Raw genomic sequence first — 7,066 nt, 5'->3', positions numbered from 1 at the left:
GCCCTCTTTGCGAAAGTCCTTTCATACGGCCTTTCTGCGCTTTACGAAATTTGGTTCTTTTTGGTTGTAACATTTCTCTATCTCTTTAAATAATTACTTTCTACGACGTTGTTTCTTAGGCCCTTCGTTTCTTCCACCTTTGCCTTGCCCTTTAGACATACCAACTAATGGAGAAAGCTCTCTTTTACCATAAACTTCGCCTTTCATAATCCACACCTTAATACCTAATCTTCCATAAGTAGTATGAGCTTCATTTAATGCATAGTCTATATCTGCTCTAAAAGTAGATAACGGAATTCTACCATCTTTGTAAGCTTCAGAACGAGCCATTTCAGCACCGTTTAATCTTCCAGAGATTTGAATTTTTATACCTTCTGCATTCATTCTCATTGCAGCAGCAATTGCCATCTTAATAGCTCTTCTGTAAGAAATTCTATTTTCAATTTGACGAGCAACACTAGCAGCTACAAGATTAGCATCTACCTCTGGCCTCTTAATTTCAAATATATTAATCTGAACTTCCTTACTTGTAATTTTCTTAAGCTCTTCTTTTAACTTATCAACTTCCTGACCACCTTTACCGATAATAATACCAGGTCTAGCAGTAGTAATAGTTACAGTTACAAGCTTTAAAGTACGCTCTATAATAACTCTAGAAACACTAGCTTTTGCTAAACGAGCATGAACATACTTACGTATTTTATCATCCTCTGCTAATTTGTCTCCGTAATCATTTCCACCATACCAGTTAGATTCCCAACCTCTTATGATACCTAGACGATTCCCGATTGGATTTGTTTTTTGTCCCATAGTAATGTCTTAGCTTTGAGTTTTATTGTTAGATTCTAACACCAATGTTACGTGGTTAGAACGTTTTCTAATTCTATGTGCTCTTCCTTGTGGTGCAGGCCTTAACCTTTTTAACATTGCCCCACTATCTACTCTTATCTCCTTAACAATAAGATCAGCCTCTTCAATATCTGCATCTTCATTTTTAGATTGCCAGTTAGCAATAGCAGAAAGCAACAACTTTTCTACTCTTCTTGAAGCTTCTTTTTGACTAAATTTTAATATAGCCAAAGCTTTCTCTACCTGTACACCTCTAATTAAATCTGCAACAAGACGCATTTTTCTAGGCGAAGTCGGACAATTGTTCAACTTAGCAAAAGCAATCTTTTTCTTTTCAGCCTTAATTCTTTCGGCCATCTGTTTTTTACGAACTCCCATAGCTTACTTTTTTCCTTTGTTCTTCGCACCAGCGTGACCTCTAAAAGATCTAGTTGGTGAAAATTCTCCTAATTTATGCCCTACCATATTCTCTGTTACATAAACAGGAACAAATTGTCTACCGTTGTGTACTGCTATAGTTTGACCAACAAAATCAGGAGTAATCATAGAAGCTCTAGACCAAGTCTTAATAACTGCTTTTTTACCCGACTCAACATTTTGTTGAACTTTCTTATCTAAACTATAATGAACGTAAGGTCCTTTCTTTAGTGAACGTGCCATTTTTTTCTAATTTTATTTCTTTCTACGTTCTAATATATATCTATTTGTATCCTTAGTTTTAGAACGAGTTCTAAATCCTTTAGCAGGTATACCATTTCTTGATCTTGGATGACCACCTGAAGCTCTACCTTCACCACCACCCATTGGGTGATCCACAGGGTTCATTGCTACCGGTCTTGTTCTTGGTCTTCTACCCAACCATCTACTTCTACCTGCTTTACCAGATACTAATAATTGGTGATCAGAATTTGATACTGCACCTATAGTAGCCATACAACCTGCTAAAACTAACCTAGTCTCACCAGATGGCAACTTAACAGTTACAAATTTTCCATCCTTTGCCATTAATTGAGCAAAAGTACCTGCACTTCTCGCCATTACAGCTCCTTGTCCAGGACGTAGTTCTATACAAGAAATAATTGTCCCCAAAGGGATTGCACTTAACGGTAAAGCATTACCAACTTCCGGAGAAGCTGTTTCACCAGAAGAAATCTTCTGACCTACTTCCAAACCATTTTGAGCAACAATATACCTCTTTTCACCATCAGCATACTCCGCCAATGCAATAAATGCTGTTCTGTTAGGATCGTACTGAATAGACTCAATAGTCGCAACAACACCTTGCTTATCACGCTTAAAATCTATTACACGATACCTTCTTTTATGACCTCCACCTTTTTGGCGCATTGTCATTTTACCCTGACTGTTTCTACCTCCAGACTTTTTTAACGGAGCAAGTAAACTTTTCTCCGGCTTATCAGTAGTAATCGCGTCAAATCCGTTTACTACTCTAAATCGCTGTCCTGGAGTGATTGGTTTTAATTTTCTAACTGACATGCTTTGTCTTTATAGATTATTATAAAAATCAATTATATCTCCTTCTACCACGTCAATAATAGCTTTTTTATAACTATTAGTTTTTCCGTGCTGCACACCTGTCTTAGTGTGACGTGTTTTACGTTTTGGTCCGTAAATCATTGTTCGAACATTTTTTACCGAAACCCCATAAGCCTGCTCTACAGCATCCTTAATTTGGATTTTATTGGCTTTTAAATCCACAACGAAACCATAACGATTATACAACTCGCTATCAGCGGTCATTTTTTCCGTAATTATTGGCTTAACTATTATACTCATTGCTTTTTTATTTGTTTAAGTTCGATACAATTCCCTCTAATGCACCCTCAAATAACACTACACTAGAAGCATTAAGTATTTTGTAAGTGCTTAATTCTGAGTTAATTACAACTTCGGAACGCTTTAAATTGCGCGATGACAAATATACATTATTATTTGAATCACCCAACACAATTAAAGATTTTTTATTTTCAATACCCAATGACTTAAGAACTTCTTTAAATTCTTTAGTTTTTGGAGCATCAAAATTAAAGTCTTCAACTACTAAAATTGCTTTCTCATTTTGCTTAATACTAAAAGCAGATTTTCTTGCCAAACGCTTAACGTTCTTATTTAATTTCTGCTTATAATCTTTAGGACGCGGGCCAAAAATACGACCACCACCTCTAAAAACCGGAGATTTAATACTACCCGCACGAGCAGTACCTGTTCCCTTTTGTTTCTTTATTTTTCTTGTACTACCAGCAATCTCAGCTCTTTCCTTTGATTTATGGTTTCCTTGCCTCTGATGCGCCAAATACTGCTTTACATCTAAATATACAGCATGGTTATTAGGCTCTATTGCGAATACCGAGTCAGTAAGGTCTACCTTTCTACCCGTATCTTTTCCTTTACTATCTAAAACTGCTACTTTCATTACTTCTGAATAGTTACGTAAGCGTTTTTATGACCAGGAACACAACCTTTTACTACTAAAAGATTTTTTTCTGGAACTACTTTATAAACTCTAAGGTTTTGAACAGTGACTCTTTCACCACCCATTCTACCTGCCATCTTCATACCCTTAAAAACTCTTGCAGGATAAGAAGCTGCACCAATAGAACCCGGAGCTCTTAATCTATTATGCTGACCATGCGTAGCCTGACCAACACCTCCAAAGCCATGTCTTTTAACAACACCTTGAAAACCTTTACCTTTTGACGTACCTACTACATCAACAAATTCACCTTCTTTAAACTGATCAACACTTATAGAGTCACCAAGCTTAAATTCACCATCAAAACCTTGAAATTCAACGACTTTCTTTTTAGGAGAAGTACCTGCCTTTTTAAAGTGACCCGATTGAGCCTTATTAGCACGCTTTTCTGCCTTGTCATCGAAACCAAGTTGAAGAGCACTATACCCATCAACCTCCTCAGTTCTGACTTGGGTAACAACACATGGCCCAGCTTCGATTACTGTACATGGAATATTCTTTCCATTTTCATCAAAGATGCTGGTCATGCCAATCTTTCTTCCAATTAACCCAGACATATTTATTAATTATTAATTATTAATTACTTATTTATTACTTAACTTTTTGACAAAAAAACAGGGTCAAAAATAACTCAACCCTGAATTTATTTTTTCCGTCTTTCCTTCGCGAAACGCTTAGGACATGTCATCTACCCCTATCAGAGGCAGACATAGATACTTAAACTTTAATCTCTACTTCTACACCACTTGGCAACTCTAACTTCATTAGAGCGTCAATAGTTTTTGAAGAAGAACTATAAATATCTAATAATCTTTTATAAGAACTTAACTGAAACTGCTCTCTAGATTTTTTATTTACGTGCGGTGAACGCAATACTGTAAATATCTTCTTGTGAGTTGGTAACGGAATTGGTCCAGTTATAACCGCTCCAGTAGTCTTAACAGTCTTAACAATTTTCTCAGCAGATTTATCTACTAAATTGTGATCGTAAGATTTTAATTTTATTCTAATTTTTTGACTCATTTTACTAAATTTAAGCGGTTGCTCCTTTTGCTGCCTTAATTACTTCTTCAGATATGTTAGATGGAGTTTCTGCATAATGAGAAAATTCCATTGTAGACGTTGCTCTACCAGAAGATAATGTTCTTAACGATGTTACATATCCAAACATTTCCGATAAAGGAACTTCACCTTTAACAACCTTAGCACCAGCTCTGTCATCCATACTACTGATAACACCTCTTCTTCTGTTAAGATCACCAACTATATCACCCATATTTTCTTCTGGAGTTAACACCTCCATTTTCATTATAGGCTCCATTATAACAGCTCCAGCGGCTTTACCCGCAGCCTTATAACCCATTTTTGCAGCTAATTCAAAAGATAAAGCATCAGAATCCACAGGGTGGAAAGATCCATCTTTTAATACAACTTTCATTGTATCCATTTCATAACCAGCTAAAGGACCATTTCTCATAGCGACATCAAATCCTTTCTGTACAGCAGGTATAAACTCTTTAGGAATACGCCCACCTTTAATCTCATCAACAAACTGAAGACCTTCACCTTCGAAATCTGAATCCGCAGGACCCATTTCAAATACGATGTCACCAAATTTACCACGACCACCAGATTGCTTCTTATAAGTCTCTCTGTGAGATGCAGTTTTTGTTAATGCTTCTTTATATTCAACTTGAGGCTCACCTTCGTTCACTTCAACTTTAAACTCTCTTCTTAAACGATCCACAATGATATCCAAGTGAAGCTCACCCATTCCAGAAATAATAGTCTGTCCTGAAGCTTCATCTGTTTTTACCTGAAAAGTTGGATCTTCTTCAGCTAATTTAGCCAAAGCCATACCTAACTTATCAACATCTGCTTTAGTTTTTGGCTCAACCGCAATACCAATTACTGGATCAGGAAAGTCCATACTTTCTAAAACAATAGGATGCTTTTCATCAGACATAGTATCACCAGTCTTAATATCTTTAAAACCTACTGCCGCTCCAATATCTCCTGCTTCGATATAATCAATAGCATTTTGCTTATTAGAATGCATTTGGTAAATACGAGATATACGCTCTTTTTTACCAGATCTATTATTCAATATATAAGAACCAGCATCTAAACGACCTGAATATGTTCTAAAGAATGCCAAACGACCAACAAAAGGATCTGTAGCAATCTTAAATGCTAATGCAGAAAACGGCTCCTTAACATCTGGCTTACGAGTTTCCTCTTCACCTGTATCAGGATTTGTTCCTACGATATCATCCTTATCCACAGGAGAAGGCAAATACCTACAAACAGCATCTAATAAAAACTGAACACCTTTATTCTTAAACGAAGAACCACAAATCATTGGAATAATAGCTCTATCCATAACAGCAGCCCTTAAAGCAGCATGTACTTCATCTTCAGTAATAGAATCCTCATCCTCAAAGAACTTCTCCATTAGGTTTTCATCGTACTCAGCAACAGCTTCAATTAAAGCAGCTCTATACTCATGTACTTCAGCCTTCATTTCCTCAGGAATCTCAACTACATCAAAAGTAGCCCCAAAGCCCTCATCATGCCATACAATAGCCCTATTCTTTGCTAAATCAACAATACCTTTAAAATCAGCCTCATCACCTATTGGCAATACGATTGGAACCGCATTAGAACCCAACATTGTTTTAACCTGCTTACAAACCATTAAAAAGTTTGATCCCTGACGGTCCATTTTATTAACAAAACCAATACGAGGAACCTTATAGTTATCAGCCAATCTCCAGTTAGTTTCTGATTGAGGCTCAACACCATCAACAGCACTAAATAAAAAAACCAAACCATCAAGAACACGTAAAGATCTATTTACTTCTACAGTAAAATCTACGTGACCCGGAGTATCTATAATATTAAAATGATATCCTTTTGCACCTTCTGTAGGCTGCCCGTTTTCCATAGGAAACTGCCAAGTACAAGTAGTTGCTGCAGAAGTAATTGTAATACCTCTTTCCTGCTCCTGCTCCATCCAGTCCATAGTTGCAGCACCATCATGCACTTCACCTATTTTATGACTAACACCCGTATAAAATAAAATACGTTCAGTTGTTGTTGTCTTACCTGCATCAATGTGCGCAGCAATACCAATATTTCTTGTATATCTTAAATCTCTACCCATATCTAGAATCTAAAATGTGAGAATGCTTTATTTGCTTCAGCCATCTTGTGAGTATCAACTCTTTTCTTAACCGCCGCACCTTCTTCTTTAGCCGCAGCTAAAACCTCTGCCGCTAACTTCTGAGCCATTGACTTTTCATTTCTCTTACGAGAATAACTAATCAACCACTTCATAGCAGTAGAAATTTTACGATCTGGTCTAATCTGCATCGGAATCTGAAATGTAGCTCCACCCACTCTACGACTACGTACTTCTACGTGAGGCATAACATTAGATAACGCTTCCTTCCACAACTCTAAAGCTGATTTCTCTTCATCAGTGTTCTTCTCCTCTACAATAGCAATTGCATCATAGAAAACCTTAAAGGCTACAGATTTTTTACCATCCCACATCATCATATTAACGAAACGCGTCACTAATTGATCATTAAATTTTGGATCCGGTAAAAGAGGCCTTTTTTTCGCCTGTTTTTTTCTCATCTCTTCTCTTTGTAAGTGTTAGTTAATTACTTCTTAGGGCGTTTTGCTCCATACTTAGATCTACGCTGAGTTCTCCCA

10 protein-coding genes are annotated in these 7,066 nt (G+C 36.7%); all 10 read right to left on the bottom strand.

The genetic code is table 11. The annotated features are described in order from the left end of the window. Positions 1-93 precede the first annotated feature (93 nt). Positions 94-810 (bottom strand): 30S ribosomal protein S3, encoded by a 717-nt coding sequence (gene rpsC, locus ACSHXM_RS20250; RefSeq protein ID WP_013621718.1) that lies wholly within the window; start codon positions 808-810, stop codon positions 94-96. Between the two features lie 9 nt (positions 811-819). Beyond that, the gene (rplV, locus tag ACSHXM_RS20245; protein ID WP_013621717.1) at positions 820-1,227 is read right to left on the bottom strand and encodes a 50S ribosomal protein L22; all 408 of its coding nucleotides are present in this window, start codon (positions 1,225-1,227) and stop codon (positions 820-822) included. A gap of 3 nt (positions 1,228-1,230) precedes the next feature. Next, the gene (rpsS, locus tag ACSHXM_RS20240) at positions 1,231-1,509 is read right to left on the bottom strand and encodes a 30S ribosomal protein S19 (RefSeq protein WP_072303192.1); all 279 of its coding nucleotides are present in this window, start codon (positions 1,507-1,509) and stop codon (positions 1,231-1,233) included. Positions 1,510-1,521: 12 nt separating this feature from the next. Further along, positions 1,522-2,346, bottom strand: coding sequence for a 50S ribosomal protein L2 (gene rplB / locus ACSHXM_RS20235; RefSeq protein WP_100896726.1), 825 nt, complete (start codon positions 2,344-2,346; stop codon positions 1,522-1,524). A 9-nt stretch (positions 2,347-2,355) separates the two neighbouring features. Beyond that, on the bottom strand, positions 2,356-2,646 hold the full coding sequence (rplW, locus tag ACSHXM_RS20230) for a 50S ribosomal protein L23 (protein ID WP_100896727.1): 291 nt from the start codon (positions 2,644-2,646) through the stop codon (positions 2,356-2,358). A gap of 7 nt (positions 2,647-2,653) precedes the next feature. Next, positions 2,654-3,283 (bottom strand): 50S ribosomal protein L4, encoded by a 630-nt coding sequence (gene rplD, locus ACSHXM_RS20225; protein WP_100896728.1) that lies wholly within the window; start codon positions 3,281-3,283, stop codon positions 2,654-2,656. Then, positions 3,283-3,900: a 50S ribosomal protein L3 gene (gene rplC / locus ACSHXM_RS20220; protein WP_100896729.1), complete on the bottom strand. Its 618-nt coding sequence runs from the start codon at positions 3,898-3,900 to the stop codon at positions 3,283-3,285. Before rplC ends, rplD begins: the two co-directional genes overlap by 1 nt. Positions 3,901-4,060: 160 nt before the next feature. Then, complete coding sequence (gene rpsJ / locus ACSHXM_RS20215) at positions 4,061-4,366, bottom strand: 30S ribosomal protein S10 (RefSeq protein WP_013621711.1); 306 nt, start codon at positions 4,364-4,366, stop codon at positions 4,061-4,063. Positions 4,367-4,376: 10 nt separating this feature from the next. Then, positions 4,377-6,509 (bottom strand): elongation factor G, encoded by a 2,133-nt coding sequence (fusA, locus tag ACSHXM_RS20210; RefSeq protein ID WP_100896730.1) that lies wholly within the window; start codon positions 6,507-6,509, stop codon positions 4,377-4,379. A 2-nt stretch (positions 6,510-6,511) separates the two neighbouring features. Then, the gene (gene rpsG / locus ACSHXM_RS20205; RefSeq protein WP_072303198.1) at positions 6,512-6,988 is read right to left on the bottom strand and encodes a 30S ribosomal protein S7; all 477 of its coding nucleotides are present in this window, start codon (positions 6,986-6,988) and stop codon (positions 6,512-6,514) included. Positions 6,989-7,066 lie beyond the last annotated feature (78 nt).

The sequence above is a fragment of the Paraglaciecola sp. genome, from assembly GCF_051252315.1.
Taxonomy (GTDB): Bacteria; Pseudomonadota; Gammaproteobacteria; order Enterobacterales; family Alteromonadaceae; genus Paraglaciecola.
The sequence above is the reverse complement of the archived record's forward strand: the minus strand, read 5'-3'. Positions and strand labels throughout refer to the sequence as shown.

What these genes read in the sequence shown, in the direction of transcription:
- rplD (WP_100896728.1), bottom strand. Translation starts at nt 3,283, where the DNA reads ATGAAAGTAGCAGTTTTAGATAGTAAAGGAAAAGATACGGGTAGAAAG.
- rpsG (WP_072303198.1), bottom strand. Translation starts at nt 6,988, where the DNA reads ATGAGAAAAAAACAGGCGAAAAAAAGGCCTCTTTTACCGGATCCAAAA.
- rpsS (WP_072303192.1), bottom strand. Translation starts at nt 1,509, where the DNA reads ATGGCACGTTCACTAAAGAAAGGACCTTACGTTCATTATAGTTTAGAT.
- rplB (WP_100896726.1), bottom strand. Translation starts at nt 2,346, where the DNA reads ATGTCAGTTAGAAAATTAAAACCAATCACTCCAGGACAGCGATTTAGA.
- fusA (WP_100896730.1), bottom strand. Translation starts at nt 6,509, where the DNA reads ATGGGTAGAGATTTAAGATATACAAGAAATATTGGTATTGCTGCGCAC.
- rplW (WP_100896727.1), bottom strand. Translation starts at nt 2,646, where the DNA reads ATGAGTATAATAGTTAAGCCAATAATTACGGAAAAAATGACCGCTGAT.
- rplC (WP_100896729.1), bottom strand. Translation starts at nt 3,900, where the DNA reads ATGTCTGGGTTAATTGGAAGAAAGATTGGCATGACCAGCATCTTTGAT.
- rpsJ (WP_013621711.1), bottom strand. Translation starts at nt 4,366, where the DNA reads ATGAGTCAAAAAATTAGAATAAAATTAAAATCTTACGATCACAATTTA.
- rplV (WP_013621717.1), bottom strand. Translation starts at nt 1,227, where the DNA reads ATGGGAGTTCGTAAAAAACAGATGGCCGAAAGAATTAAGGCTGAAAAG.
- rpsC (WP_013621718.1), bottom strand. Translation starts at nt 810, where the DNA reads ATGGGACAAAAAACAAATCCAATCGGGAATCGTCTAGGTATCATAAGA.